A 26689-nucleotide genomic window follows, 5' to 3' on the forward strand; every position below is an offset into this window, starting at 1 on the left:
GGCGGCGGAGTTTACCCGATCGCACGCAGGTGCACCGCAAAGCGCTCGGCCAGCCACTGCGCCGCAGGGCCCAGCGGTTCGTCACGGCGCCAGGCCAGCTCGGTCACCAGGGCCGGTGGGCGCCACTCGCTGTCCAGCTCGACCATGTGCGCCTGGTAGGTCGGGTATTGCACCACGTGCCGTGGCAGCCAAGCCCAGCCCAGGCCGCGCATCAGCAGTTCGGCCATGGCGTAGAAGCTGTCGGCGCGCCACACCTGCGGGCTTGCCGCCTCGCCGCCGGGGTAACCGCTTTGCTGGGGGGTTATCAACAACTGCCGGTGGCGCGCCAGTTGCTGACAGGTGACCCGCCGCTCTCGCGCCAACGGGTGGCCGATCGCGCACACCGTGACCATTTCCACGCTGCCCAGGGCACGTCGTTCCAGCGAGTCGGGGATACGCTCGTGATGAAAGAACAACCCAAGGTCGGCGCGCCGTTCCACCAGCTTGCGCGCCACGTCGCCCTGGGCGCCGCTGGCCAGTTGCACTTCCAGGAAGGGGTAGCGGCTGGCCAGTTCGTCGAGGCTGTCGATGACCGGCTGGTAAGGCATGGCTTCGTCCTGGGCGATGCGTAGCAAGGCCTCTTGCCCACGCATCAGCGCCAGCGCGCGGCCATCCAGGCGCTCGCACTGGCGCAGCAGTTCGCGGGCGTCCTCCAGCAGTGCACTGCCGTTTTCGGTGAGTTTCGGCTGCCGGCCACTGCTGCGCTCGAACAGGGTCACGCCCAGGTCGGCCTCGAGCAGCGCAATACTGCTGCTGATCGCCGACTGGGCCTTGCGCTGCTCACGCGCGACGGCAGAGAACGAGCGCAGTTCAGCCACACGCAGGAACGTGCGCAGTTGCTCCAGGTTCCACTGCTCGGCCATCGACCTATCTCCCCAGTTGATGGGTAATGACTTTACCGCATCCAGGTTAGGTCTAGAATGCCCGCCCAGTTACCGGAGAATCCTGCCATGAATGCCTACACCTACCTCGCCATCGCCATTTGCGCCGAAGTCATCGCCACCGCCTCCATGAAGGCCGTGAAGGGCTTGAGCACGCCGTTGCCGTTGCTGCTGATGGTGGTCGGCTACGGCATCGCGTTCTGGATGCTGACCCTGGTGGTGCGCAGCATCCCGGTGGGCATCGCCTACGCGATCTGGTCGGGGCTGGGGATCGTGCTGATCAGCGTGGCGGCACTGGTGGTCTATGGGCAGAAGCTGGATGTGCCGGCAATGCTGGGGATGGCCATGATCGTCGGCGGCGTGGTGGTGATCCAGCTGTTTTCCAAGACTGCCGGGCATTGAGGCAGCCTGTATACTTGCCAGCTGTCCCAGTCTTCGAGGTACCGCCATGCCATCTGCCATTTCCACTGACGTGCTGATCGTCGGCGCCGGGGTCGCTGGCCTGTGGCTCAATGCCCGGCTGCGCCGCCAAGGGTATTCGACGGTGCTGGTGGAGCGTGCCAGCCTTGGCGGCGAACAGACCATCAAGTCCCAGGGCATCATCCATGGCGGTACCAAGTACGCCCTGCACGGTGCCCTGACCGGCGCCTCGGAAGCCATTGCCGACATGCCGCGGCGCTGGCGCGAGGCACTGGCTGGCACGGGCGAACTGGACCTGAGCCGCACCCGCCTGCTGTCCGATGCCCATTACCTGTGGTCGCCCGGCACCCTGGCCGGCAACCTCACCAGCTTCTTCGCCAGCAAGGCCGTGCGTGGCCGGGTCGACCAGGTCAAGGGCGAACAACTGCCACCGGCTTTGCAGGACCGCGCCTTCAAGGGCAAGGTCTACCGCCTGGCCGAACTGGTCATCGACGTCCCGAGCCTGCTGGCCAACCTGGCCGAACTGGCCGGCGACAGCCTGCTGGCCGGTGAACGTATCGAGCCGCTGCGCGAGGGTGGCACGCTGGCCGGCCTGCGCGTCGACGACCGTGAAGTCCGCGCCCAACGCGTGGTCCTCAGCGCGGGCGCCGGCACCGAAGGCCTGCTGCACGCCCTGGGCCTGCAGCAACCGGCGATGCAGACCCGGCCGCTGCACATGGTCATGGCCAAGGGCCCGAACCTCAAGCCGTTGTATGCCCACTGCCTGGGCGGCGGACCCAAGCCGCGCGTGACCATCACCACCCACCCGGCCGCCGACGGCCAGTGGGTCTGGTACCTCGGCGGCGACATCGCCGAAGCCGACGGTGTGGCCCGCGAGCCGGCGGCACAGATCGCCGCGGCCCAGCAGGAAATCGCCAGCCTGCTGCCTTGGGTCGACCAGCGCCAGGTGCGCTGGGCCACCCTGCGCGTCGACCGTGCAGAGCCAGCGCAATCGGGCCTGGTACGCCCGGACAACGCCTTCCTTGCCGAGCAGCAAGGGCTGCTGGTGGGCTGGCCGACCAAGCTGGCGCTGGCGCCGGACTTCAGCGACCGTGTGCTGGCCAGCCTCGACCGCGACGGCATCCGCCCTGCTGCCCACACCGAGCTGGCCGGCCTGCCGCGCCCGGCGTTGGGCGTACCGGCCTGGGAGCAACTGCTGCCATGAGCCTGCCGACCCTGCACGGCTTCCACCGGCCACTGGGCAGCACCGGCTTCACGGTCTCGCCGCTGGGCCTGGGCACGGTCAAGCTCGGCCGCGACCAGGGCGTGAAATACCCCAATGGCTTCACCATCCCCGACGACGACGACGCCCGCCTGCTGCTGGCCCAGGCCCGCGAGCTGGGCATCAACCTGATCGACACCGCCCCTGCCTATGGCCGCAGCGAAGAGCGCCTGGGCCCGCTGCTGCGTGGCCAGCGCGACGCCTGGGTGATCGTCAGCAAGGTCGGTGAGGAATTCGACAACGGCCAGTCGAGCTTCGACTTCAGCGCCGCCCATACCCGCCGCTCGGTGGAGCGCAGCCTGCGCCGCCTGGAAACCGACCGCATCGAACTGGTGCTGGTGCATTCCGACGGCAACGACCTGGCCATTCTCGAACAGCAGGAGGTCTACCAGACCCTCGCCGAGCTCAAGCAGGAAGGCAAGATCCTCGGTTACGGGCTGTCCGGCAAGACCGTCGCCGGGGGCCTCAAGGCCCTGGAGCAAGGCGACTGCGCCATGGTCACCTACAACCTCAACGAGCAGGCGGAACGCCCGGTGCTGGACTACGCTGCCGAGCACGGCAAGGCCATTCTGGTGAAAAAGGCCCTGGCCAGCGGGCATATCTGCCTCGCCCCCGGTGTCGACCCGGTGCAGGCCAGCTTCGAGCTGCTGTTCGCCCACCCGGGCGTCAGCAGTGCTATCGTCGGCACCATCAATCCGCTACACCTGGCCCACAACGTGGCCACCGTCGCCCGTATCCTGGGCCAGCATTGAGCCGCCGCCCTCCCCGGAGGGCCTGGCGACTGCCCCGACGCAAGGAGGAGCCTCGTGCCGCGTACGCTGATCCGCAAGAACCCGAGCAACTTCAAGACGCTGCCGCTGCACGTCGAAGCGACGCCCGAAGGCCTAGTCTATCAGAGCATCGGCATGCCGCTGAATTTCGCCCAGACCCAGCAACGGCGGCGTGCCATCAGCCTGACCGACAAGCAGCGCTTCGTGGTCGAGCTGGCCAACCTGGGTGTTTCCGTGCGCCTGACCCTGCACTGGCAACACCGCGACTACTGGGTGCTGGTGCGTCAACGGCGGCAGGACCGTGGCGACGTGGTGCTGAAGCTGATCTCTGGCTATGTCCCCGCCCAGGAACTCAACCTGCCGCTGCACACCGCGGTTCAGGAAGTGGCCGAAGAGTGCCTGCTGGAAACCCCGGAAGGCTGGTTGAGCGGCCGCTTCAACGAGACCTGGCTGCCCGCCCCGTACGCTGCCGCGCTGCACTACCGCGAAGACCTGGCCTTCGTCCTGACACCGCAGTCCGGCGCTGCCCGCCCGGTGCACTGCGGTAACCTGATGCTGCTGGAGCGGCCACGGGCCTACGTGCATTTGCCGACCGCGTCGCTGCAGCTGATCTACGACATGCGCCTGCAGGTGCCCAGGGAAGCCAAGAAGCTCAGCCTGTTCCACGTCGACGAACGCCTGGAGGGTGACCAACTGGTGGCGCGCCTCAACCGCAAGCGGCCGGACTTGTACCTGATGCCTGTGCAGGATGGGCAGCCGTTGGCCGAACTGTATACGCTGAAGCATGACGAGCTGGTGCCGGCGAGTACCCGCGGGGTGCATCTGGCGGAGAGCTTTGCCCGGCAGGAAGGCTGGGTGGTGAGCGATGAGCGGATTCGCTGGAAGGATTGGGTGAAGCAGCAGGGGCTGGTGGAGCGCAAGGTGGTGCCGGCGACGCACTTGCAGCGCTTTGGCGACAAGGCCCGCGAGCTGCTGGAGCGAGCTCGGACTTCATTGCACAAGTGATATTCGTGGGCTTGCGCGGTCCCTGTGGGAGCGGGTTCACCCGCGAACACCGGCGTAGCCGGTGCCATACTCCGAGTTGCATTCTTCGCGGGTGAACCCGCTCCCACAGGTGCCGCCAAAGCGGCCCAATGGGTCGGTCAGTGCTTGCGGATCTTCTCGACGATCGCCGTGGTCGAGCTGTTCTCGACCAGGCCCAGCACCTTCACCGTGCCGCCGTAGCCCTTGACGATATCGGCACCCACCACCTGGTCGATGCCGTAGTCACCGCCCTTGACCAGCACATCCGGCTTGACCTGGCTCAGCAGGTTTTCCGGGGTGCCTTCCGGGAAGCTGATCACCCAGTCCACCGCACCCAGCCCGGCCAGCACGGCCATGCGCCGGTCGACGCTGTTGATCGGCCGGCCCGGGCCCTTGAGGCGGCTGACCGAGGCATCGTCATTGACCGCGACGATCAGGCGATCGCCCTGGGCCCGCGCCTGCTCCAGGTAGGTCACGTGCCCGGCGTGCAGGATGTCGAAGCAACCGTTGGTGAAGACGATCTTCTCGTTGTGCGCGCGCGCATCGTCGATGGCCAGCAGCAGTTGCTCCAGGCCCAGTACGCCACGCTCGGAACCTTCCTCACGCTGAATCGCCCGGCGCAGTTCCGGCGCGCTGATGGCCGCGGTCCCCAGCTTGCCGACCACGATGCCCGCCGCCAGGTTGGCCAGGGCCACCGCGTGGGGCAGATCCTCACCGGCGGCAATGGCCGCCGCCAGGGTCGAAATCACGGTATCGCCGGCACCGGTCACGTCGAACACCTCACGCGCCCGGGCTGGCAGGTGCAGCGCCGGCTGGCCGGTGCGCAGCAGGGTCATGCCATGCTCGCCACGGGTCACCAGCAGCGCCCCCAGGTCCAGGTCCAGCAGCAGTTGCAGGCCTTTGGCGACCAGTTCGGCCTCATCGGCGCAGCGGCCGACGATGGTTTCGAACTCACTGAGGTTCGGGGTGATCAGGCTGGCGCCACGGTAGATGGAAAAATCCTTGCCCTTGGGGTCGGCCAGCACCGGGATACCCTTGGCACGGGCGGCCTCGATCAGGCTCTGGTGGTTCTTCAACGCACCCTTGCCATAGTCGGACAGCACCAGCACCTTGACGCCCTCGAGCAGGCTGTCGACTTCCGCGCCCAGCGACAGCGGGTCGGTGGCGAACGGCTCTTCGAAATCGATGCGCAGCAGTTGCTGGTGACGGCTCATGACCCGCAGCTTGACGATGGTCGGCTGGTGCGCGATGCGCTGGAACACCGAGCGCACGCCGGCGGCCTGCAAGCTGTTGGCCAGGCTGTCGGCGGCTTCATCCTGGCCGGTGACACCGATCAGCGCGGCCGGCGCGCCCAGGGCGGCGATGTTCAAGGCGACGTTGGCCGCGCCGCCCGGGCGATCCTCGATCTGGTCGACCTTGACCACCGGCACCGGCGCTTCCGGCGAAATGCGCGAAGTACCGCCATGCCAGTAGCGGTCGAGCATGACATCGCCGACCACCAGTACCGGGGCTTGATCGAAACGCGGCATGGACAACTTCATGGGCAACCCATATGAAAATAATGAAAAGGGGCAGGATATTAGCACAGGGCAGACGACGGCTTTATGGCCAGATCAGCGCCGGAAAATTCCCGTGACAATCGGGGCCATGAAGGCCCCGATCAAGGAGGGCTCAGGTGATGTCGGCCTTGGCCGACTCATCCAGGCCCATGGCGTGCAGGCGGGCATAATGGCCATTGGCCGCGAGCAGCTCGGCATGGGTGCCCCGCTCCACCAGGCGGCCCTGGTCCATCACCAGGATCTGGTCGGCCTTCTCGATGGTCGACAGGCGGTGGGCGATCACCAGCGTGGTGCGGCCTTGCATCACATGGTCCAGGGCGGCCTGGATGTGGCGCTCGGACTCGGTGTCCAAGGCCGAAGTGGCTTCGTCGAGGATCAGCAGCGGGGCGTTCTTCAGCAGTGCACGGGCAATTGCCAGGCGCTGGCGCTGGCCACCGGAGAGCAGCACGCCGTTTTCACCGACTTCGGTGTCGAAGCCTTTCGGCAGACGATCGACGAACTCCTTGGCGTAGGCATCGGCGGCCGCAGCCTCGATGTCCGCGCGCGGGGCGCCGGCCAGGTCGCCATAGGCGATGTTGTTGGCCACGGTGTCGTTGAAAAGGGTGACGTGCTGGGTCACCTGCGAGACATGCCGGCGCAGGTTGCGCAGGCGATAGTTCTCGATCTCCTCGCCATCGAGCAGGATCTGCCCCTGATCGTGGTGGTAGAAACGAGGGATCAGCGCGGCCAGGGTCGACTTGCCGCTACCGGAGCGGCCGACCAGGGCGATCATCTGGCCTGGCTCGGCGACGAAGCTGATATCGCTCAGCACCTCGCGCTCGGTACCCGGGTAGGTGAAGCTCAGGTTGCGCACTTCCAGGCGACCTTGCACCCGTTCCCGCTCGAGGGTGCCAGCGTCCACCTCCGGTTCCTCGTCCAGCTGCTCGAAGATGCTCTCGGCACCGGCCAGGCCCTTCTGGATGGTCGAGCTGACTTCCGACAGCTGACGAATCGGCTTGGGCAACAGGCCGGCGGCAGTGATGTAGGCCACCAGGTCACCGGCGGTCGACTCGCCGCGCAGGAACAGCACCAGGAACATCAGCGCGGCCATGGCGCTGTAGATCACCAGTTGCAGCATCGGCGTGTACAGCGCGCCGGTCTTGGTCATGCGCAGCTGCTTCTCGGTGTTGCTCTGGCTGGCCTTGCCGAAACGCTGCTCCTCGTAGGCCTCGCCGCCGAAGCTGCGCACCACGCGGTAGCCCTGGATGGTCTCGGAGGCGACATGGGTGACGTCGCCCATGGCCACCTGGATCTTCTTGCTCTGCTTGCGGAATTTCTTGCTGGCGACGCTGACCATCACCGCGATCACCGGCAGGATGGCCACCATCACCAGGGTCAGGTGCCAGTTCATCCACAGCAGGTAGGCAAACAGGAACACCACGGTCAGGCCTTCGCGGATCACCACCTTGATCGCATCGGTGGCGGCACCGGTGACCATGGTCACGTTGAAGGTGATTCGCGAGATCAGGTGCCCGGAGTTGTGGGTGTCGAAGTAGCGGTTGGGCAGTACCAGCAGCTTGTTGAACAACTCCACGCGCAGGTCGTGCACCAGGCCCAGGGAAACCTTGGCCAGGAAATAGTTGCCCAGGAACGACCCCAGGCCCTGCCACGCCGCGATCAGGATGATCAGCAGCGGCACTGCCTGCAGCAGTTGCAGGTCACGCAGGTAGGGGACGTTGGGGAACAACACCGCTTCGGGGTTGCTCAGCCCATCGACGAAATACTTGAGAATCCCGGCCAGCATCGGCTGGGTCGAGGCAAAGATCACGAAACCGACAATGCTCAGCAGGAAAATGCCGACATAGGGTTTCACATAGCTCAGCAGCCGGAAGTAGATCTTCAGGCTGGAGGTGTGCTCCGCCGGTCGCGGTGTTTCGGCCATCATCGAGCTCGCTGTTCAGGTTGAACCGCGAATTTTACCACAGGCATCCTTGTCAGCACGCCCCCATGCCAGCAACATGGCCAAACCGACCGGCAAACGGCTGCCGGCGCCAACAGGGAAATGCCGATCGCAGAGCAGCCGCTTGCTCTCCTCCGATGCATCCGGACGACACCGACATGGTGCTGGCGCATTATTTTCGGCATTATTGCCGGTCATTTTGCTCGCCAGACGACAAGGCCCTATCCATGCAGTGCTCCCACCTCTCCCAGGTCGACTTCGATCAGCTGACACTTGGCGCCCAGGTATTGGAAGCTGATAGCCATGGCGCCAAAGTCTACCTGCTCACCAATGGCAATTTTCTCAAGGTGTTTCGCCGCAAGCGCCTGTTTTCATCCGCGCTGCTGCGCCCCTACTCCCAGCGTTTCGTCGACAACGCCGCGCGCCTGGCGCAGCTGGGCATCCCGACCCTTGAAGTGATCAGCCAGCACAAACTGGACATTCCGGGACGTACTGCGGTGTTGTACCGCCCGCTGCCGGGGCGCACCCTGCTGCAGATGTCGCAGGATGAAGGCTTCAGCTGGGACACCTACCTGCCAAGGCTGATCACGCTGATCCGCCAGCTGCACCGCAGCGGCATCTACTTCCGCTCGCTGCACCTGGGCAACGTCGTGGAAACGCCTGACCAGCAGCTGGGCCTGATCGACGTGGCGGACATGCGCTTCCTTCGCCCACCGCTGTCGGCACGCATGGTCCGCCGTAATGTGCAGCACATGGTCCGCTACATCGAGCGGGAGAAGCTGGGCGACCGCTTCCCGCTGGCCGACTTCGAGGCCGCATTGCTGGCGCGTTGAGCGGCAATGCCCGGGCGCTGGCCCGGCAGCGTGCCCGGCGAGGGTCCATCACGGGCATCGAGCCGGGCCTGTTCGCCTGGAAGGGGCGGCGAAATCAACCGAGAAGCAACGAAAGCCCCACGCCGATAAAGGCGCCGATCACCAGCGTCAGCGCCAGCTTCACCCGGTCGCGCTTGCGCCGCTTGGCCTTGCGCCGGACTTCCTCGGGCAGGGTCACGTGGCTGCCGAAGCCCGTGTGCAACACGGCATCGCCTTCCAGCTTGACCGCTGTCAGGTTCAGCTCGGCATAGCGCCGGGACAGCGCCTTCTCCCCGGAATAGGCGGCAAAGGGCGCGCAACGCTGGTAATCACTCAGCCGACGCAGGCCGGGGTTGAGCGAAAAAGCCTGCCATTCCGCCTTTTGGGACAGCAATGGATAACACGGCACACCGGCGATCACCTGGCGTTCGCCCAGGTAGATGTACGGGCTGTGGATCGCCAGGTCGTGGGCATGGCTGCGCAACCAGACCTGCAGCACATCAGGGCTGACCTCGAGCACCGCCTGGGAATCTTCGACGAACGCCTCGCGGTAGAACTGCCAGTCATCCTCGCAATGGAAGATGTAGGCCGTCTTGACGTAGCTGTAGGCCAGGTCGATCGACGCCAACTGGCCAAGCTTGGGGCGATTGACGAATACCTTGCAGTAAGGCTTCCAATGCTCCGGCACGGCGTCGTGCACGGCATCGTCACCGGAATCTTCGGTGATGAAGACTTCGCGTATGGGCGCGGTGTTGTAACGATCGAAACTCTCAAGGGTTTCCTTGAGCAGATCGAATCGACCGCAGCTGGTCACGACCAGCGTGACCTCACTCTCTTGGGAAAAACGCACCGGACTCCCTCCGCGTTGCGACAATCGACGTTCCGCTGCCAGTCCCCGGCAACAAAAGTTGTTGTAGTTAAATGCCCAGCTTCAAGCGCAACCGTTGCCATGCCGACAGCGGTGGATGAGGCTTCAGTGCCGGGCGCATGTGTTCGACGATGCTCCGGCCGACTTCAGCGAAGCTGAAGCGCGAAACAGCCAGTTGACGCCCGTTTTCGGCAATCCGCCCGGCCAGCTCCGGGTCGGCGCGCAAGGCACGCAGCTTCGCCTGCAAGGTCGGGATCGTGTCGTAGAACACCACGTTGTGCATGTCCACCAGGCCCAGGGCGCGATTCTCCTCTTCGCCCTGGTCAAATGCCAGCAGCACGCAACCGCACGCCATGGCCTCGAAGTTCTTGATCATGTACTCGCCCATGCCGACATCGGCACTGACGAAGAAACGGATGCGATTCAGGGTGTTGCAATAATCTTCGCCCGACTTGGTGCGGGTCACCACCAGGTTCTCCACCCGCCCCAGCTCGTCCAGCAGCGCCTTGCGCCCGCTGTAGGCGACACTGTTGATGCTGCCGACGAAAGCCAGTTCGATGTCGCGCTCGCGGCCTTGGTCATTGAGCAACTGCTCGTCATAACCCTTGGGCACGAACACCGCATCGAAGCCCTCCTGGCGCAGGCGCTGGCTGACCCCGTAGCCCGAGCTGATCACGCGCGCCCAAGGCAGTTGCCGGTAATGCGCACTGAACTTGCCGGTGTACTTGCAGGGGATGTAGTTCTGGTAGGCATCGTGTTCGAGGATGACCAGGTTGGGCACCGTGCGGATGAACGCGACCTGGCGGATCTCCTGCTTGAAGCGCAGGAAGAAGACGATACGGTCGTAACGCTCGACCTGCACCTCACGCTTGAAGTAGCGCCGCAGGTTGCGCTGGTCTTCGCTGGTCAGCCAGCGCAGGTCGCACTCACAGTTGGCCGCGACGCCGTCGTACAGGCGATCGAGGATCGCACGCTGTTCCTTCTGTACCAGAAATAGGACTTTCATTGTTTTCCTTCGGCGCTCTGCGCCATCGCGGTCAGGTTTACAGCTCACGCCGCCAGAACAGCTCATGCCGGCGCACGGCCTTGCGGAAGAACTCGTTCTCTCCGTAAGGCGATGGCCGGCGCGCGGCCAACCAGCGCTGCAGCAACCGGCGCAGGCGGCGCTTGAACGGCGCCGATGGCTGCAGGTCGTGCATCATTCCCAGGGCCATGGCCTTGTCCCGCTGGGTGGCCAGGTCCAGCACCAGGGTGCAGGGGGCCCACGCCTGCTCGGCGCTCAACTGGGGCGGCAAGGCCACGCCGTCGCCGCTGTCGCCCATCGGCCAACGGTCATTGTCGTGCAGGTGGTTGGCGTAGCAGAGCAGTGTCTGTGGCTGCCAGGCCAGGCCTTGCAGGGCTTCCAGCACGGCAGCCTGGGCGCAGATGTGATCGGGATGCGGGTCGAGCTGCGGGTGCGGCATCACCAGCACCTCGGGCCTGGCCATGTCCAGCAAGGCACGCAGGTCGGCCAGCAGGTTATGCCAGGTCGGCTTGCCATCCTGGTCGGCCGGCAGCGGGAATGGGTTGAACTGACGGAACGGGCGGATATCGGCCATGTCGGCTTCGCGCGACGCGGCGGGCTGCTCGGGCGCCGCCTGCATGGCGGGCAGTTGCAGGCAGAAATAACCCAGCTGCACGCAACGCGATTCAGGCACACCGGCCCAACGCGGCACGGCAATGCTGTCCCAGGCGCGCAGGCGGCCCTTCAGGCGAGCGGCCTCGGCCTTGCCCAGCCCCATCTGCTGGTAATGCTCGGCTTCGATTTCACCTGCGGTCAGGGTGACCACCCAGGTTTCATCGGCCTGGCTGTACAAGCCAAAGGCCGCCAGTTCGGCATCGTCGGCGTGCGGTGCGATGACCATCACGCGGCGGCGCTGCAGCTCGACGCCCGGGGTTATCCACAGGCGCGGCTCACCCAGCAGCCGGCAATGCCGCCCGCGCAGGCGCAACGTGCCGGCCTGCAGCGGTGCGGCCAGGCCGGTGAGGTTGAGGAAGCGCACGCCCGCGACACCGCGCTCGAAGGTCTGCCGGTCGTGTTGATCGGCCCCTTGCAGTTCTACCCGCGGATCGAGGAAACGCCCAAGCCAGCCGCTCTTCACCCGCACTTCGAGGATCAGCGTTTCATCCCCTTGCAGCGCCGCATCGGCCTTGAGCACGCCATCGCGCAGGGTGACCGGTGCCGCATGGGTCTGCTCGCCAAAGCGGTAGGCATAGTCCTCGCCCGGCGCGTAGAACAGGTGATCGGCAAACCAGGCTTCGTGGGCGGCCCACAGCAGCGGCAGGAGCAACAGCGGCAGCCACCACCAGGCGAACACGCCCAACGCGAGCAATGCCACCAGGCTGGCGAGCAGGCCCAGGCGCTTGTTGCGCCGGTGGCGCTTGAGCAACTGCTGCTTGCGACTCACGCCTGGAACACCGGCACGGGGTTGCACCAGCGCTCCTTGTACTCGCGGTCGGCACGGCCGAACGAGAAGCGCAAGGGCTTGTTGCGCGCGCGGGCATCGTCCCAGGCGGCCTGGGTATTGAGGAAGCTCAGCACGCTGCCGGGGCTGAAGGCCTTGAGTTCCGGGTCGACACCACCGTTGATGTACTCGACGCTGATCCACTCAGGCGCTTCGACCCGATAGACCAGCTGGATGGCGATCGGCTTGCCGTCAAGCAGCAGCACCGAGCCGATCAGCAACTCGCGCAGGCGCTCCAGCACATCGGCCATGCGCTCGGCACCGGTGGCGGGGAAGCCCCAGCGGCGCTGGAACAGGTCGCAGTACATGGCGGCGATTTCAGCGGCGCTGAAGTCGCCGATGGGGCGCACCACGCCGCCGGCCTCTTCCAGCAGGCGCAGCTCGCGGCGCTGGTTGTAGCGGAATTTCTTCGACAGGTCTTCGTGGGCGCGGGCCATCGCCAACTGCTCTTTCTGCGCCTTGAGCCCTGCGAAGCGCCCCTGGTTCAGTTGCGACAGGTAGCGAACGCTGTGGCGCAGCGGCGCGCCGGCATCGGCTGCCGCCGGCAGGATGATCTCGGCGTTGCCGAGGTCGAACAGGGCCTTCTTGCCCGCCTGCTTGAGCACCTCCTTGGACAGCGCCAGGTAGCGCCCCCAGGTCGGGATCGCCGCCTTCAGCTCGCCAGCCTGGTACCAGCCCAGGTAGCGCACGGGAATCTGCGCCAGCTCAGCCAACTGTTCGACCACCAGCGGATGCGTCGCAACACTGCCGCCAAAGCGCGCCCATGCTTGCCCATAGGCCTTGGCGTCGATGACTTGCCAGCCGCGCTCGCGCAGGGCCTGGATACGATTGAGCATCAGGCCTGCCCCACCAGTGCGCGAACCTGCGGCAACTGCCAGAAGGCCTCGCGCACCGCCTGGTCGGAGAAGCGCTCATGCAGGCGCTGCAGCATGTGCGCGGCGCAGGCTTCGCGTTGCCGTGCATCCAGCGCGGCCATGTGCCTGAGGCCCTGGGCCAACTGGCCGGCATCGGCCAGCGGGAACAGCACGCCAACCCCTTCGACTACTTCGCGCGCGCCACCACAGGCCGTGGCCAGCAGCGGCACGCCGGCGACCATGGCTTCGAGCAGGACCATGCCGAACGGCTCATGGTCGGAGCTCAGGGCGAACACGTCGAAGGCCTGGAAATAGCGGCGGGCATCCGGCACCTGTCCGAGGAAATCCACCTGCCCGGCAATACCGAGCTCGGCAGCCTGTGCCTTGAGCTTGTCTTCCAGGCGCCCCATGCCGAGGATCGCCAGGCGCGCACCGGCCGGCAGGCCTGGCAGCGCCTCGGCAAAGCCGCGCAGCAAGGTGGCCTGGTCCTTGTCCGGGTGCAGGCGGCCGACGTTGCCGACCACCCACGCCTGCTGGTCCAGGCCCAGCGCCTGACGCGCCTCGGCACGCGGCACCAGGGCCGCTTGCAAGGCGTCGATGTCGATGCGGTTGTACAGCGTCTGGATACGCTCGGCCGGCCACTGCGGCAGGCAGCGGCGCATGTCGTCACGCACCGCGTCCGACACGCCCAGCAGGCTCAGGCGCTTGCTGAACAGGTTGGCGAACAGGCGCCGGCCCTTGCGCTGGTAATCGCCGAAGGCATGGTGCACGCCGATCACCGGCAAGCCGGTGGCCAGCAGGGCGACGTAGATCGGCTTGAAGCGATGGGCGATGCAGAAGCTGAAATCGCGTTCGGCCGCGATCCGCCGCAGGGCACGGATGGCGCCGAGCTTCAGGCCGCGCACGGCCTTGGAGCTGAATTCGAGGAACAGCACCTCGTCCGATGCGCAGCCGGCCGCAACCTGCGGGTCGGCGGCGCCGGTGAGGAACACGGTGGTGACCTTGTAGCCGCTGCCCTGGAACAGGCTGGCGTACTGACGGGCGCAATCGAGAAATGGCCCGTCATAGCCATGGCAGAACTGCAGGATGCGCGGTTCAGAGCGGCTGGTCATACGCGGCGGCGCCGTCCTTGACTACCAGGATGTCTTCCATGATCAGGTACTGCAGGTCCGAGCCGAAGAACATGTTCAGGGCATCGGTCGGCGAGCAGATCATCGGTTCACCACGACGGTTCAGCGAGGTGTTCAGCGACACGCCGTTGCCGGTCAGGTTTTCCAGCGCCTTCATCATGTCGTAGTAACGCGGGTTGTATTCGCGCTTGAGCACCTGGGCACGCGAGGTGCCGTCCTCGTGGACCACTTCCGGCACGCGGGTCTTCCACTCTTCCGCCACTTCGAAGGTGAAGGTCATGAACGGGGCCGGGTGGTCGACCTTGATCATCTGCGGAGCGACGGTGTCGAGCATCGACGGGCAGAAAGGTCTCCAGCGCTCGCGGAACTTGATCTGGTGGTTGATGCGGTCGGCCACGCCTTCGACGCTCGGGCAGCCGATGATCGAACGGCCACCCAGGGCACGCGGGCCGAACTCCATGCGGCCCTGGAACCAGGCCACCGGGTTGCCGTCGACCATGATCTGGGCAATCTGCTCGGGCATGTTGTCGAGCTTGCGCCACTTCGGCTGGTCGGGGTGGCGAGCACAGGCGGCGATGACGTCTTCGTTGGAGTACGAAGGGCCGAGGTAGACGTGTTCCATCTTCTCCACCGGCACGCCACGGGCGTGGGAAACGTAGGCCGCCGCACCGACGGCGGTACCGGCATCGCCGGAAGCCGGCTGGACGAACAGCTCCTTCACATCCGGGCGGGCGATGATCTTCTGGTTCAGCTTGACGTTCAGCGCACAGCCGCCGGCGAAGGCCAGCTTGCCGGTTTCACGCAGGGTGTCGCCCAGGTAGTGGTCGATCATCTGCAGGGCGAGCTTCTCGAACAGCGCCTGCATGCTGGCCGCGTAGTGGATGTACGGCTCGTCGGCGATATCGCCTTCGCGCTTGGGGCCCAGCCATTCGATCAGCTTGGGCGAGAAGTAGAAGCCCTTGCCCTTCTCTTTGTGCCTGCGCAGGCCGATGACGTTGGCGTACTCGGTGTTGATCACCAGCTCGCCGTTCTCGAAGCTCGCCAGGCGCGAGAAGTCGTATTTGCTGGCATCGCCATATGGCGCCATGCCCATGACCTTGAACTCGCCGTCGAGCATCTCGAAGCCGAGGAACTCGGTGATCGCGCCGTACAGGCCGCCCAGGGAATCCGGGTCGTAGAATTCCTTGAGCTTGTGGATCTTGCCGTTTTCGCCGTAGCCGAAGAAGGTCGTGGCGTACTCGCCCTTGCCGTCGATACCGAGGATCGCGGTCTTCTCCTTGAAGCCCGAGCAGTGGTAGGCGCTGGAGGCGTGTGCCAGGTGGTGCTCGACCGGCTCGATCTTGACCTTCTTCGGGTCGAAGCCCAACTGCTCCAGGCACCAGACGATCTTCTTGCGGTAGCGCTTGTAGCGACGGTTGCCCATCAGGATCGCGTCGAGGGCGCGGTCCGGGGCGTACCAGTAGCGCTTGGCATAGTGCCAGCGGGCCTTGCCGAACAGGCTGATCGGGGCGAACGGAATGGCCACCACGTCGACGTCGGACGGCTTGATGCCGGCCTGCTCCAGGCAGAACTTCGCCGACTCGTAGGGCATGCGGTTCTTCGCATGCTTGTCACGCACGAAGCGCTCTTCTTCGGCGGCGGCAATCAGTTTGCCGTCGATGTACAGGGCCGCGGAAGGGTCATGGCTAAGGGCGCCGGACAGGCCAAGAATCGTCAATGCCAAGGGATTAGCCTCTTCATTCGGTAGAGATGCGCCAGCGGCCTCGTGGGCGGCTGGCGGCTAAAGGGCGGGATTATAACGCAAACATCAGGTACTGCGCGGTGTGCCTTACTCGGCGATCAGCCAGTCCATGCGGAAGCTGCCGGCGGTCTGCGCCAGCTCCCTGGCCAGCCATGGCAGCAGTTCGCGCAGCTCTTCCTCCAGCCCCCATGGCGGGTTGGCGATGGCCAGGCCCGAGCCATTGAGACCCTGCGGGCTGTCCTGATGGTGCACATACAGCTCGACCCGCAGCAGCTTGGGCGCGCCGGTGCTGGTCAGGTCCTGGTAGAAGCGGGTCAGCGAACGCTGGTCCTTGATCGGGTACCAGATGGCCGCGACCGTCTGGCGCATGCGGCCGATCGCCTCTTTCATCGAGGTGGTGCAGCGCTTGAGCTCGTCGGCCTGCTCGAACGGCGGGTCGATCAGCATGATCGCGCGCTTTTCCTGCACCGGCAGCAAGGCCCGCGGCACATGCCAGCCTTCGCCCAGGTGCACGGTCACGCGCGGGTCTTTCTTCATGTTCTCTTTGAGCAGCGGCCCGTCTTCCGGGTGCTTCTCGTTGAGCAGCGCACGGTCCTGCTCGCGCATCAGGCGGCGCGCCAGCTCGGGCGAACCGGGGTAGTAGCGCAGCTCGCCGTCGCCGTTCAGGCGCTTGATGATGCGCAGGTAATCGGCGGCCACGGCTGGCAGGTCGTCGCGGTTCCACAGGCGGGCGACGCCTTCCAGGTACTCACCGGTGCGGGTCGCCTGGTCGCCCTGCAGGTCGTACAGGCCGAGGCCGGCATGGGTGTCGAGGTAGGCGAACGGCTGCTCCTTGCGCGACATCAGGGCGATGAGGCGGGTCAGCACGATATGTTTGAGGACGTCGGCGTGGTTGCCGGCGTGGAAGGCGTGACGATAGTTCATGGCAACTCCTGCGAAGGCGGCAAGTTTACCTTGCCTTGCAGGCGGCGTCAGGCCTGGCCGTCGATCGGCGGCGGCTTCTTCGCGGGTAAACCCGCTCCCACAGGGATTGCACTGGCTTCAGGTTCAGTGCAGTACCTGTGGGAGCGGGTTTACCCGCGAAGCAGGCGCCTCCGATTCAACGGGTGTTACTTGTCAGCGTGATACGCCGCATCGGCGGTTTCAAAACGCTGCACCATCGCCTGCGACGGGCTGCCCAGCTTGCTCACCAGGAAGATGGCGATGCTCGCCAGCAGGAAGCCCGGAATGATTTCGTACAGGCCCCATGGATCGATCTGCTTCCACAGGATCACGGTCAGCGCACCGACCACGATGCCGGCCAGGGCGCCATTGCGGGTCATGCCCTTCCACAGCACCGAAATCAGCACCACCGGGCCAAACGCCGCACCGAAGCCGGCCCAGGCATAAGCCACCAGGCCCAGCACGCGGTTTTCCGGGTTGGCGGCCATGGCGATGGCGATCAGGGCCACGGCCAGCACCATCAGGCGACCCACCCACACCAGCTCGAGCTGCGAGGCATTCTTGCGCAGGAAGGCCTTGTAGAAGTCCTCGGTCAGGGCGCTGGAGCACACCAGCAGCTGGCAGCTCAGGGTGCTCATCACCGCCGCCAGGATGGCCGACAGCAGCACACCGGCGATCCATGGGTTGAACAGGATCTTGGCCAGCTCGATGAACACGCGCTCGCGGTTCTCGGTGACCGGGCCGGCCATTTCAGGATGCGCCGAGAAGTAGGCGATGCCGAAGAAGCCCACTGCGCAGGTGCCGGCCAGGCACAGGATCATCCAGGTCATGGAGATGCGACGGGCGTTGGCGATCGACTTGACCGAGTCGGCGGCCATGAAGCGCGCCAGGATGTGCGGCTGGCCGAAGTAGCCCAGGCCCCAGCCCATCAGCGAGATGATACCGACGAAGGTCGCGCCCTTGAGCATGTCGAAGTTGGCCGGGTTCTGCGCCTCGATGGCCAGGAAGGTGGTGTCGAAGCCGCCGGTGGAGATCAGCACGATCACCGGGGTGAGGATCAGCGCGAAGATCATCAGCGAAGCCTGCACGGTATCGGTCCAGCTCACCGCCAGGAAACCACCGACGAAGGTGTAGGCGATGGTCGCCGCGGCACCGGCCCACAGGGCGGTTTCATACGGCATGCCGAAGGTGCTTTCGAACAGACGGGCACCGGCGACGATGCCGGACGCGCAATAGATGGTGAAGAACACCAGGATGACGATTGCCGAGATGATCCGCAGCAGGCCCGTCTGGTCCTCGAAGCGGCTGGAGAAATAGTCCGGCAGCGTCAGCGCATCGCCGTTGTGCTCGGTCTGCACGCGCAGGCGACCGGCGACGAACAGCCAGTTCAGGTAGGCGCCGACCGTCAGGCCGATGGCGATCCAGGCCTCGGACAGCCCGGAGAAATAGATGGCGCCCGGCAGGCCCATCAGCAGCCAGCCGCTCATGTCGGAAGCGCCGGCGGAAAGCGCGGTGACCACACTGCCAAGGCTGCGACCGCCGAGGATGTAGTCGGAAAGGTTGTTGGTGGAGCGATAGGCCGCGAAACCGATCAGCACCATTGCCGCGATGTAGATCACGAAGGTGATCGTTAGTGGATTGCCCATGCGTGTGCCCTGGCGTTTGTTTTTATCTCATGCACAACCCTCTTGCCGACGGTTGCACCCAGGCGGCGCATCCTATGCAACAACGCAAACCGGGTGCAACCATTTTTCACTTGCAAGTTGCACCCCATCGTGCTTTTTCAGGCAAAGCCGCTTTTTTGCTCCTTTTGGGAGCAAAGAATGCTTTTTTCAGAATAAAACGCACCATAATCGCGCCTTTTACCCCTAGGAAACCTTGCACCGGACGAGTTGCACCTTTTCCTCGAAAAATTCGGGTTGCACCTGGTTGCACCCAAATTCGGCTACCGCTAATCTTGGCTCCAGCTAAAGCCACAGCCGTGGCAATAATGAGGATAAGAAATGGCGACGACCACCCTTGGGGTCAAACTCGACGACCCCACCCGTGAGCGACTCAAGGCAGCTGCGCAGTCCATCGACCGCACGCCGCACTGGTTGATCAAGCAAGCGATCTTCAACTACCTGGAGAAGCTCGAGGGTGGCGCCACCCTGACCGAACTCAACGGTCACGCCAACAACCTGGCCGACGACGCTGGCGAAGTCCAGCCCGACCATGCCCACCAGTGCTTCCTCGAGTTCGCCGAGAGCATCCTGCCGCAGTCGGTGCTGCGCTCGGCGATCACCGCCGCCTACCGCCGCCCCGAGCAGGAAGTGGTGCCGATGCTGCTGGAGCAGGCGCGCCTGAGCGCGCCGCTGGCCGAGGCCACCAACAAGCTGGCCGCTGGCATCGCGGAAAAACTGCGCAACCAGAAAAGCGCCGGTGGCCGTGCAGGCATCGTTCAGGGCCTGTTGCAGGAGTTTTCCCTGTCGTCCCAGGAAGGCGTGGCCCTGATGTGCCTGGCCGAAGCCCTGCTGCGCATCCCCGACAAGGGCACCCGCGATGCCCTGATCCGCGACAAGATCAGCAACGGCAACTGGCAGCCGCACCTGGGCAACAGCCCGTCGCTGTTCGTCAACGCCGCCACCTGGGGCCTGCTGCTGACCGGCAAGCTGGTCTCCACCCATAACGAAGCCGGCCTCACCTCCTCGCTCACCCGCATCATCGGCAAGAGCGGCGAGCCGATGATCCGCAAGGGCGTCGACATGGCCATGCGCCTGATGGGCGAGCAGTTCGTCACCGGCGAAACCATCGCCGAAGCCCTGGCCAACGCCAGCCGCTTCGAAGCCAAGGGCTTCCGCTATTCCTACGACATGCTCGGCGAAGCCGCACTGACCGAGCATGACGCGCAGAAGTACCTGGCGTCCTACGAGCAGGCGATCCACTCGATCGGCAAGGCCTCCCATGGCCGCGGCATCTATGAAGGCCCGGGCATCTCCATCAAGCTCTCGGCGCTGCACCCGCGCTACAGCCGCGCCCAGTACGAACGCGTGATGGAAGAGCTGTACCCGCGCCTGCTGGCGCTGACCTTGCTGGCCAAGCAGTACGACATCGGCCTGAACATCGACGCCGAGGAAGCCGACCGCCTGGAGCTGTCCCTCGACCTGCTCGAGCGCCTGTGCTTCGAACCGGCCCTGGCCGGCTGGAACGGCATCGGCTTCGTCATCCAGGCCTACCAGAAGCGTTGCCCGTATGTGATCGACTACGTCATCGACCTGGCCAAGCGCAGCCGCCACCGCCTGATGATCCGCCTGGTGAAAGGCGCCTACTGGGACAGCGAGATCAAGCGCGCCCAGGTCGAAGGCCTGGAAGGCTACCCGGTGTATACCCGCAAGGTGTACACCGACGTGTCCTACGTGGCCTGTGCCCGCAAGCTGCTGGCCGTGCCAGAGTCCATCTACCCGCAGTTCGCCACCCACAACGCCCACACCTTGTCGGCCATCTACCACATCGCCGGCCAGAACTATTACCCGGGCCAGTACGAGTTCCAGTGCCTGCACGGCATGGGCGAACCCCTGTACGAACAGGTGGTAGGCAAGGTCGCCGACGGCAAGCTGAACCGCCCATGCCGCGTGTACGCGCCGGTCGGCACCCACGAAACCCTGCTGGCCTACCTGGTCCGCCGCCTGCTGGAAAACGGCGCCAACACCTCGTTCGTCAACCGCATCGCCGACCACTCGATCTCCATCCAGGAACTGGTCGCCGACCCGGTCGCCAGCATCGAGCGCATGGGCACCCAGGAAGGCAGCCTCGGCCTGCCACACCCGCGCATCCCGCTGCCGCGTGAACTGTATGGCAGCGAGCGGGCCAACTCGGCCGGTATCGACATGGCCAACGAACACCGCCTGGCGTCACTGTCCTGCGCCATGCTGGCCACCGCCCACAACGACTGGAAGGCAGCGCCGCTGCTGGCCTGCGCGGCCAGCGAGGCCGCTGCCGCACCGGTACTGAACCCGGCAGACCACCGCGACGTGGTAGGCCATGTGCAGGAAGCCACCGTCGCCGATGTCGACAACGCCATCCAGTGCGCGCTGAACGCCGCACCGATCTGGCAGGCCACGCCGCCAGCCGAGCGCGCCGCCATCCTCGAGCGTACCGCCGACCTGATGGAAGCCGAGATCCAGCCACTGATGGGCCTGCTCATCCGCGAGGCCGGCAAGACCTTCGCCAACGCCATCGCCGAAGTGCGCGAGGCCGTGGATTTCCTGCGCTACTACGCGGTGCAGGCACGCAACGACTTCAGCAACGACGCCCACCGCCCGCTGGGCCCGGTGGTGTGCATCAGCCCGTGGAACTTCCCGCTGGCGATCTTCACCGGCCAGGTGGCCGCGGCCCTGGCTGCCGGTAACCCGGTACTGGCCAAGCCCGCCGAGCAGACGCCGCTGATTGCCGCTCAGGCTGTGCGCCTGCTGCTCGAAGCCGGCATTCCGCAGGGCGTGCTGCAGTTGCTGCCAGGCCGCGGAGAAACCGTCGGTGCCGGCCTGGTCGGCGACGAGCGGGTCAAGGGCGTGATGTTCACCGGTTCCACCGAAGTCGCCCGCCTGCTGCAGCGCAACGTGGCCGGCCGCCTGGACAACCAGGGCCGACCGATCCCGCTGATCGCCGAAACCGGTGGCCAGAACGCAATGATCGTCGACTCCTCGGCGCTGACCGAGCAGGTGGTGATCGATGTGGTGTCCTCGGCCTTCGACAGCGCCGGCCAGCGCTGCTCGGCCCTGCGCGTGCTGTGCCTGCAGGAAGACTCCGCCGACCGCGTGATCGAGATGCTCAAGGGCGCCATGGCCGAAAGCCGCCTGGGCTGCCCGGACCGCCTGGCCGTGGACATCGGCCCGGTGATCGACGCCGAAGCCAAGGCCGGCATCGAGAAGCATATCCAGGGCATGCGCGAGAAAGGCCGCTCGGTGTACCAGGTCGCCATCGCCGATGCCGCCGAAGTCAAACGCGGCACCTTCGTCATGCCGACCCTGATCGAGCTGGAAAGCTTCGACGAGCTCAAGCGCGAGATCTTCGGCCCGGTGCTGCACGTGGTGCGCTACAACCGTCGCAACCTGGACCAGCTGATCGAGCAGATCAATGCCTCCGGCTACGGTCTGACCCTCGGCGTGCACACCCGCATCGACGAGACCATCGCCAAGGTGGTGGAGAACGCCAACGCCGGCAACCTGTACGTCAACCGCAACATCGTCGGCGCAGTGGTGGGCGTGCAGCCGTTCGGGGGTGAAGGTCTGTCCGGCACCGGCCCGAAAGCCGGTGGCCCGCTGTACCTGTACCGCCTGCTGTCGACTCGCCCGACGGACGCCATTGGCCGTCATTTCCAGCAACAGGATGGCGCCGGCCAACCGGACCGTGCCCTGCACGAGCAACTGATCAAGCCGCTGCACGCCCTCAAGGCCTGGGCCGAGAGCAACCAGCAGGCAGACCTGGCCGCCCTGTGCAGCCAGTTCGCCAGCCAGTCGCAGAGCGGCATCGCCCGCCTGCTGCCCGGCCCGACCGGCGAGCGCAACAGCTACACCATCCTGCCGCGCGAGCACGTGCTGTGCCTGGCGGACAACGAGGCCGACCTGCTGGCGCAGTTCGCTGCTGTCATGGCAGTGGGCAGCTCGGCCGTATGGGTTGACGGCGAGCCGGGCAAATCCCTGCGCGGCCGCCTGCCGAAGGAGCTGCAGGCCAAGGTCAAGCTGGTGGCGGACTGGAACAAGGACGAAGTGGCATTCGACGCCGTGATCCACCATGGCGACTCGGACCAGTTGCGCGGCGTTTGCCAGCAGGTTGCCAAGCGTGCCGGGGCGATCGTTGGCGTGCACGGGCTGTCCAGCGGGGATCACCAGATTGCGCTGGAGCGGTTGGTGATCGAGCGGGCGGTGAGTGTGAATACGGCTGCTGCGGGCGGTAATGCCAGCTTGATGACCATTGGCTGAGGCTGGGGGTTGTTGATGGAAAGGAGAGCTTCGGCTCTCCTTTTTTTGGGGACGCATGCCTTGAAGACGCATCAGGATTGAAAGGCGCACGCCTTGAGTTTTTCAGCGCCTGTGATATCGAGCGCCGCCCGCGCGGCGCATCGCGAGCAAGCTCGCTCCTACGTTTGTTTTCGGCCAGTAACGCCTGTGACAGGCGCGCGCGACCGCCCTGTTTGTACGCCGTGATATCGTGCCATGCGCCAAAGCGTTCGCGCGCAAATCTCACAGGAATAACTGGCCCGAAACAGACGTAGGAGCGAGCTTGCTCGCGATGCGCCGCGCGGGCGGCGCTCGATCTCACAGGCACTGCACCACTATCGGCGAACACCTGGTGGCCATGACGCATTCTGAAAGACGCCAAGTTGCATCCGAGCTGCCCTTATGAGCGCTATCCAGCCCGTTTCACATCATGGATGAAAGCTGAATCAGCGCAAAAAGTTGCGCAACCCTGATCGCAGAGCATATCAATATCCAAACCCAGTTGGACGCTGTAAGTTTGCTATTGCTCTCTCCCGCAACCTCACCCGCACTGAAATTCAAGCCTTTCTGCATCGACAACAACAACACCAGCCAAGCCAGCTGAATGGCTAAACCCACCGCATAACTGAGCCAAATCTGCTCTGCAAGTACGAAACTGGCCACAATCGCTATTGCGAAAGTGGCATAGCTGGCCAGTGTCAGGCTGAGAATACGCCAGGGATAGGTTCGACCCGAATTACGAATATGGTCATCTGCCCGTTTCAGCAACGGATAAATGAAAAATATTGCAAAGGCGGAACGCCAGAAGGGGCTGATTGCCTCGCTCGCGCTAGCCCTTTGCAACTTCCAACTCTGATAAAAGCAGTACAACCAGTAAAGGTTGAAGGTGAAAAATATCATCACGCCAGACTTCATGGGTGACACCACGAAAAATGGCATTTCACCCTCCTTGGCTTTGTCCGCACGACTATCAATAACGTCGACCATCAGAAGCGTTTCCTTGTGAATAGCGAAACGCGCATCTGAACCCAACACCCGATTGATGCACAACAGTCCGCTTCTCATAAATCCGTAAGAAATATCTCCCCACAACAACCATATCACTTAAAAGCAGGCCGCAACCAAATCACCAAAGCTTCACCTCTACCCAACCAAAAATGTCTGCCATATTAATCCCGCACTCAAGTAGGAAGTATCCTATAGACAATTTGCTACAAAGATAATTGCTGAAATTAATTGACGCGTAGCTCAGTAGATAATTTCATTGCACCATCTCAAGGGATGGTAAGCATGCGTTGGAAAAATCTGATCATTGGCGAGAGGGAGCTCTGCATGGGTCACCTACTACCCACTACTGAAAAGTTCAGATTGAGCTCATGCACAGTGAATGTAGAATTCACATTTGGCTTCCACTGTTTCACTGACAACAAAGGCGATGGCCCTCTGCTCATCCACCCCCTTTCAAAGGAGCAGCGCTATTTCAGCGTGAGCCGCTATGAGTGCTCAAAACAGCTCCCTTCGTTCATAAGCCAACGTTTCATCGATGCCAAGGTGCGGGCACACTTTGCAGGCAACAACAACCGCCGATACTTTTGCCTGGACACTTTCGACTACGCGATATTTTTCGAAATACGCAAGCTGGCCAATAAGCCAGATCACCTTCGAGCAAATATAATATCAGCCTATGAAGTCGACTCTTGGGGCGCTCCAGCATGCCAAAGGGCCGGCTGCTGAATATTCGCTACGTGCTGGAAAAACGTAATGAAGGTTCGATCGTATGACGATCTACCGAGTGCTCGCCGCCTCAAATACAAAAAAGCCCTGAAACCTAAATTTCAGGGCTTTTTGCTGAATCTGAATATCGGCCTGGCCTTTCAAATCCCGCTCACTGGCTGGGAGGAATGAGCATCCGCTTATTCCCGGCATCGCTACCCCCTGATACAGGGTTCCGGTCCGTAGCAACACAGCAATGCTATCCAAGCAAGCCAAGAGCGTCAAAGGGACAGTCGTTCAAAAATGTTTCAATCTGTTCTGCGCCATCAACCGAATCAATCATGGTAGCCACCCTCCTGAAGCCACTCCTAGACTCGGCTAACGCCCGCTCAAGGACCGCTCCCATGCCCGAGACCCTGCTCTGCCCCCGCAACCTCGCCTTCGAACTCTACGAAGTCCTCGACGCCGAAGCCCTGACCCAGCGCCCGCGCTTCGCCGAGCACAGCCGCGAGACCTTCGACGCGTCCCTGGCCACCGCGCGCACCATCGCCGAGAAGTTCTTCGCCCCGCACAACCGCAAGGCCGACGAAAACGAGCCACGCTACGTGGACGGTCGCGCCGAACTGATCCCCGAGGTGAAGCCCGCCGTCGATGCCTTCCTCGAGGCCGGCTTCCTCAACGCCAACCGCGATTTCGAGGTCGGTGGCATGCAGTTGCCCAGCCTGGTCTCGCAGGCCTGCTTCGCCCACTTCCAGGCCGCCAACGCCGGCACCACGGCCTACCCGTTCCTGACCATGGGCGCGGCCAACCTGATCGAAAGCTTCGGCAGCGAAGAGCAGAAGCGCCTGTACCTGCAACCGATGATCGAAGGCCGCTACTTCGGCACCATGGCGCTGACAGAGCCCCATGCCGGTTCGTCGCTGGCCGACATCCGCACCCGCGCCGAACCCGCCGGCGATGGCAGCTACCGGCTCAAGGGCAACAAGATCTTCATCTCCGGCGGCGACCACGAACTGTCGGAAAACATCGTGCACATGGTCCTGGCCAAGCTGCCGGATGCACCGCCCGGGGTGAAAGGCATCTCGCTGTTCATCGTGCCCAAGTACCTGGTCAACCCGGACGGCAGCCGTGGCCCGCGCAACGATGTGCTGCTGGCCGGGTTGTTCCACAAGATGGGCTGGCGCGGCACCACCTCCACCGCGCTCAACTTCGGCGACGACGGCCGGTGCGTCGGCTACCTGGTCGGCCAGCCGCACCAGGGCCTGGCCTGCATGTTCCAGATGATGAACGAGGCACGCATCGGTGTCGGCATGGGCGCGGTGATGCTCGGCTACGCCGGCTACCTCTACTCCCTGGAGTACGCCCGCCAGCGCCCGCAAGGCCGGCTGCCGGACAACAAGGACCCGCACAGCCCGGCCGTGCCGATCATCGACCACACCGATGTGAAACGCATGCTGCTGGCACAGAAGGCCTACGTGGAAGGCGCCTTCGACCTGGGCCTGTATGCCGCACGGCTGTTCGACGACACCCACACCGCAAGCGACGAAGCCGCCCGCAGCCAGGCCCAGGAACTGCTCGACCTGCTGACCCCGATCGTCAAGTCCTGGCCCTCGACCTTCTGCCTCAAGGCCAACGAGCTGGCGATCCAGATCCTCGGCGGCCACGGCTACACCCGCGAGTACCCGGTGGAGCAGTACTACCGCGACAACCGCCTGAACCCGATCCATGAAGGCACCGAGGGCATCCAGTCGCTCGACCTGCTGGGCCGCAAGCTGGCACAGAACAACGGCGCCGGCCTCAAGCAGCTGGTCCGCCTGATCGCCGCCACAGCCGAGCGCGCCAGCCATCACCCGAACCTCGACCCGCTGCGCCAGCCCCTGGAGCAACTGGTCAACCGCCTGCAAACGGTGACCCTGGCGCTGCTCGGCGACCTGGCCCAGGGCAAGGTCGCCGGCGCCCTGGCCAATTCGGCGCTGTACCTCAAGGCCTTCGGCCACTGCGTGATCGGCTGGCGCTGGCTGGAGCAGGCCGTGCATGCCGAGCTTGGCCTGCTCAAGGACAATGCCGCCGACCGCGACTTCTATCACGGCAAGCTGCACGCGGCGCGTTATTTCCTGACCTGGGAATTGCCCGGCTGCCATAATGAGCTGGCATTGCTCGAGGCACGTGACGACACCTGCCTCAGCATGCAAGACGAGTGGTTCTAGGGGGAGCCACCG

Annotated in this window: 21 protein-coding genes; 9 read left to right on the forward strand and 12 right to left on the reverse strand. The window is 64.4% G+C overall.

Annotated features, from left to right (window positions below):
• Positions 1-11 precede the first annotated feature (11 nt).
• Positions 12-902: a LysR family transcriptional regulator gene (locus ACIP21_RS11260; RefSeq protein WP_400687363.1), complete on the reverse strand. Its 891-nt coding sequence runs from the start codon at positions 900-902 to the stop codon at positions 12-14.
• A gap of 87 nt (positions 903-989) precedes the next feature.
• On the opposite strand from ACIP21_RS11260, the gene ACIP21_RS11265 reads away from it, so the two are divergent.
• From ACIP21_RS11265 to ACIP21_RS11280, 4 genes are read left to right on the forward strand one after another with little or no spacing between them, the layout of a single operon-like run.
• On the forward strand, positions 990-1322 hold the full coding sequence (locus ACIP21_RS11265; RefSeq protein WP_054887895.1) for a multidrug efflux SMR transporter: 333 nt from the start codon (positions 990-992) through the stop codon (positions 1320-1322).
• 46 nt (positions 1323-1368) lie between these two features.
• Positions 1369-2544 carry an NAD(P)/FAD-dependent oxidoreductase gene (locus ACIP21_RS11270; protein WP_400687365.1) on the forward strand — a complete coding sequence of 392 codons (1176 nt, stop codon included), beginning with the start codon at positions 1369-1371 and terminating at the stop codon, positions 2542-2544.
• Positions 2541-3353, forward strand: a complete 813-nt coding sequence (locus ACIP21_RS11275) for an aldo/keto reductase (RefSeq protein ID WP_400687366.1) — start codon at positions 2541-2543, stop codon at positions 3351-3353. Before ACIP21_RS11270 ends, ACIP21_RS11275 begins: the two co-directional genes overlap by 4 nt.
• A gap of 54 nt (positions 3354-3407) precedes the next feature.
• A complete protein-coding gene (locus ACIP21_RS11280; protein WP_400687368.1) occupies positions 3408-4376 on the forward strand; it encodes a metal ABC transporter ATPase in 969 nt (322 codons plus the stop codon).
• A gap of 137 nt (positions 4377-4513) precedes the next feature.
• Here the strand turns inward: ACIP21_RS11280 and hldE are convergent, their stop codons facing one another.
• Both hldE and msbA read right to left on the reverse strand, forming a co-directional pair.
• Entirely contained in the window at positions 4514-5935 is a 1422-nt protein-coding gene (gene hldE / locus ACIP21_RS11285; protein ID WP_400687370.1) for a bifunctional D-glycero-beta-D-manno-heptose-7-phosphate kinase/D-glycero-beta-D-manno-heptose 1-phosphate adenylyltransferase HldE, read from the reverse strand.
• 130 nt (positions 5936-6065) lie between these two features.
• On the reverse strand, positions 6066-7874 hold the full coding sequence (gene msbA, locus ACIP21_RS11290; protein ID WP_400687371.1) for a lipid A export permease/ATP-binding protein MsbA: 1809 nt from the start codon (positions 7872-7874) through the stop codon (positions 6066-6068).
• Positions 7875-8119: 245 nt separating this feature from the next.
• Between msbA and ACIP21_RS11295 the strand changes: the two genes are divergently transcribed.
• On the forward strand, positions 8120-8725 hold the full coding sequence (locus ACIP21_RS11295; protein ID WP_400687373.1) for a toluene tolerance protein: 606 nt from the start codon (positions 8120-8122) through the stop codon (positions 8723-8725).
• A 94-nt stretch (positions 8726-8819) separates the two neighbouring features.
• Here the strand turns inward: ACIP21_RS11295 and ACIP21_RS11300 are convergent, their stop codons facing one another.
• The 8 genes from ACIP21_RS11300 to putP form a co-directional block, all read right to left on the reverse strand.
• On the reverse strand, positions 8820-9593 hold the full coding sequence (locus tag ACIP21_RS11300; RefSeq protein WP_400687375.1) for a glycosyltransferase family 2 protein: 774 nt from the start codon (positions 9591-9593) through the stop codon (positions 8820-8822).
• A gap of 67 nt (positions 9594-9660) precedes the next feature.
• On the reverse strand, positions 9661-10617 hold the full coding sequence (locus tag ACIP21_RS11305; RefSeq protein WP_400687377.1) for a glycosyltransferase: 957 nt from the start codon (positions 10615-10617) through the stop codon (positions 9661-9663).
• 37 nt (positions 10618-10654) lie between these two features.
• Positions 10655-12058, reverse strand: a complete 1404-nt coding sequence (locus tag ACIP21_RS11310) for a PIG-L deacetylase family protein (RefSeq protein WP_400687970.1) — start codon at positions 12056-12058, stop codon at positions 10655-10657.
• Positions 12055-12951, reverse strand: coding sequence for an antimicrobial resistance protein Mig-14 (locus tag ACIP21_RS11315; protein WP_400687379.1), 897 nt, complete (start codon positions 12949-12951; stop codon positions 12055-12057). Before ACIP21_RS11315 ends, ACIP21_RS11310 begins: the two co-directional genes overlap by 4 nt.
• Positions 12951-14081 carry a glycosyltransferase gene (locus ACIP21_RS11320; RefSeq protein ID WP_400687381.1) on the reverse strand — a complete coding sequence of 377 codons (1131 nt, stop codon included), beginning with the start codon at positions 14079-14081 and terminating at the stop codon, positions 12951-12953. Before ACIP21_RS11320 ends, ACIP21_RS11315 begins: the two co-directional genes overlap by 1 nt.
• On the reverse strand, positions 14065-15822 hold the full coding sequence (locus tag ACIP21_RS11325) for a carbamoyltransferase (protein WP_400687383.1): 1758 nt from the start codon (positions 15820-15822) through the stop codon (positions 14065-14067). The genes ACIP21_RS11320 and ACIP21_RS11325 overlap by 17 nt, the downstream gene beginning before the upstream one ends.
• Before the next feature lie 105 nt (positions 15823-15927).
• Positions 15928-16764, reverse strand: coding sequence for a 23S rRNA (adenine(2030)-N(6))-methyltransferase RlmJ (locus tag ACIP21_RS11330; protein WP_400687385.1), 837 nt, complete (start codon positions 16762-16764; stop codon positions 15928-15930).
• Positions 16765-16949: 185 nt separating this feature from the next.
• Positions 16950-18428: a sodium/proline symporter PutP gene (gene putP / locus ACIP21_RS11335; RefSeq protein WP_400687387.1), complete on the reverse strand. Its 1479-nt coding sequence runs from the start codon at positions 18426-18428 to the stop codon at positions 16950-16952.
• Between the two features lie 357 nt (positions 18429-18785).
• Between putP and putA the strand changes: the two genes are divergently transcribed.
• Positions 18786-22739 carry a trifunctional transcriptional regulator/proline dehydrogenase/L-glutamate gamma-semialdehyde dehydrogenase gene (putA, locus tag ACIP21_RS11340; RefSeq protein WP_400687389.1) on the forward strand — a complete coding sequence of 1318 codons (3954 nt, stop codon included), beginning with the start codon at positions 18786-18788 and terminating at the stop codon, positions 22737-22739.
• Positions 22740-23180: 441 nt separating this feature from the next.
• Here the strand turns inward: putA and ACIP21_RS11345 are convergent, their stop codons facing one another.
• Positions 23181-23744, reverse strand: coding sequence for a hypothetical protein (locus ACIP21_RS11345; protein WP_400687390.1), 564 nt, complete (start codon positions 23742-23744; stop codon positions 23181-23183).
• Positions 23745-24047: 303 nt separating this feature from the next.
• Between ACIP21_RS11345 and ACIP21_RS11350 the strand changes: the two genes are divergently transcribed.
• From ACIP21_RS11350 to ACIP21_RS11360, 3 genes are all read left to right on the forward strand, one after another.
• Positions 24048-24491, forward strand: coding sequence for a hypothetical protein (locus ACIP21_RS11350; RefSeq protein WP_400687392.1), 444 nt, complete (start codon positions 24048-24050; stop codon positions 24489-24491).
• A 27-nt stretch (positions 24492-24518) separates the two neighbouring features.
• Positions 24519-24662 carry a hypothetical protein gene (locus ACIP21_RS11355; RefSeq protein ID WP_400687394.1) on the forward strand — a complete coding sequence of 48 codons (144 nt, stop codon included), beginning with the start codon at positions 24519-24521 and terminating at the stop codon, positions 24660-24662.
• Between the two features lie 212 nt (positions 24663-24874).
• Positions 24875-26677: an acyl-CoA dehydrogenase gene (locus ACIP21_RS11360; protein ID WP_400687395.1), complete on the forward strand. Its 1803-nt coding sequence runs from the start codon at positions 24875-24877 to the stop codon at positions 26675-26677.
• The last annotated feature ends 12 nt before the right edge of the window (positions 26678-26689 follow it).

Origin of the sequence: Pseudomonas sp. NPDC089401, from assembly GCF_044749485.1 — a bacterium.
GTDB lineage: Bacteria > Pseudomonadota > Gammaproteobacteria > Pseudomonadales > Pseudomonadaceae > Aquipseudomonas.

Coding starts and splice junctions, on each gene's coding strand:
- ACIP21_RS11295 (WP_400687373.1), top strand. CDS start 8,120: ATGCAGTGCTCCCACCTCTCCCAGGTCGACTTCGATCAGCTGACACTT.
- ACIP21_RS11275 (WP_400687366.1), top strand. CDS start 2,541: ATGAGCCTGCCGACCCTGCACGGCTTCCACCGGCCACTGGGCAGCACC.
- putA (WP_400687389.1), top strand. CDS start 18,786: ATGGCGACGACCACCCTTGGGGTCAAACTCGACGACCCCACCCGTGAG.
- putP (WP_400687387.1), bottom strand. CDS start 18,428: ATGGGCAATCCACTAACGATCACCTTCGTGATCTACATCGCGGCAATG.
- ACIP21_RS11345 (WP_400687390.1), bottom strand. CDS start 23,744: ATGGTCGACGTTATTGATAGTCGTGCGGACAAAGCCAAGGAGGGTGAA.
- ACIP21_RS11315 (WP_400687379.1), bottom strand. CDS start 12,951: ATGCTCAATCGTATCCAGGCCCTGCGCGAGCGCGGCTGGCAAGTCATC.
- ACIP21_RS11260 (WP_400687363.1), bottom strand. CDS start 902: ATGGCCGAGCAGTGGAACCTGGAGCAACTGCGCACGTTCCTGCGTGTG.
- hldE (WP_400687370.1), bottom strand. CDS start 5,935: ATGAAGTTGTCCATGCCGCGTTTCGATCAAGCCCCGGTACTGGTGGTC.
- ACIP21_RS11360 (WP_400687395.1), top strand. CDS start 24,875: ATGCCCGAGACCCTGCTCTGCCCCCGCAACCTCGCCTTCGAACTCTAC.
- ACIP21_RS11305 (WP_400687377.1), bottom strand. CDS start 10,617: ATGAAAGTCCTATTTCTGGTACAGAAGGAACAGCGTGCGATCCTCGAT.
- ACIP21_RS11270 (WP_400687365.1), top strand. CDS start 1,369: ATGCCATCTGCCATTTCCACTGACGTGCTGATCGTCGGCGCCGGGGTC.
- ACIP21_RS11330 (WP_400687385.1), bottom strand. CDS start 16,764: ATGAACTATCGTCACGCCTTCCACGCCGGCAACCACGCCGACGTCCTC.
- ACIP21_RS11350 (WP_400687392.1), top strand. CDS start 24,048: ATGCGTTGGAAAAATCTGATCATTGGCGAGAGGGAGCTCTGCATGGGT.
- ACIP21_RS11265 (WP_054887895.1), top strand. CDS start 990: ATGAATGCCTACACCTACCTCGCCATCGCCATTTGCGCCGAAGTCATC.
- ACIP21_RS11355 (WP_400687394.1), top strand. CDS start 24,519: ATGAAGGTTCGATCGTATGACGATCTACCGAGTGCTCGCCGCCTCAAA.
- msbA (WP_400687371.1), bottom strand. CDS start 7,874: ATGGCCGAAACACCGCGACCGGCGGAGCACACCTCCAGCCTGAAGATC.
- ACIP21_RS11320 (WP_400687381.1), bottom strand. CDS start 14,081: ATGACCAGCCGCTCTGAACCGCGCATCCTGCAGTTCTGCCATGGCTAT.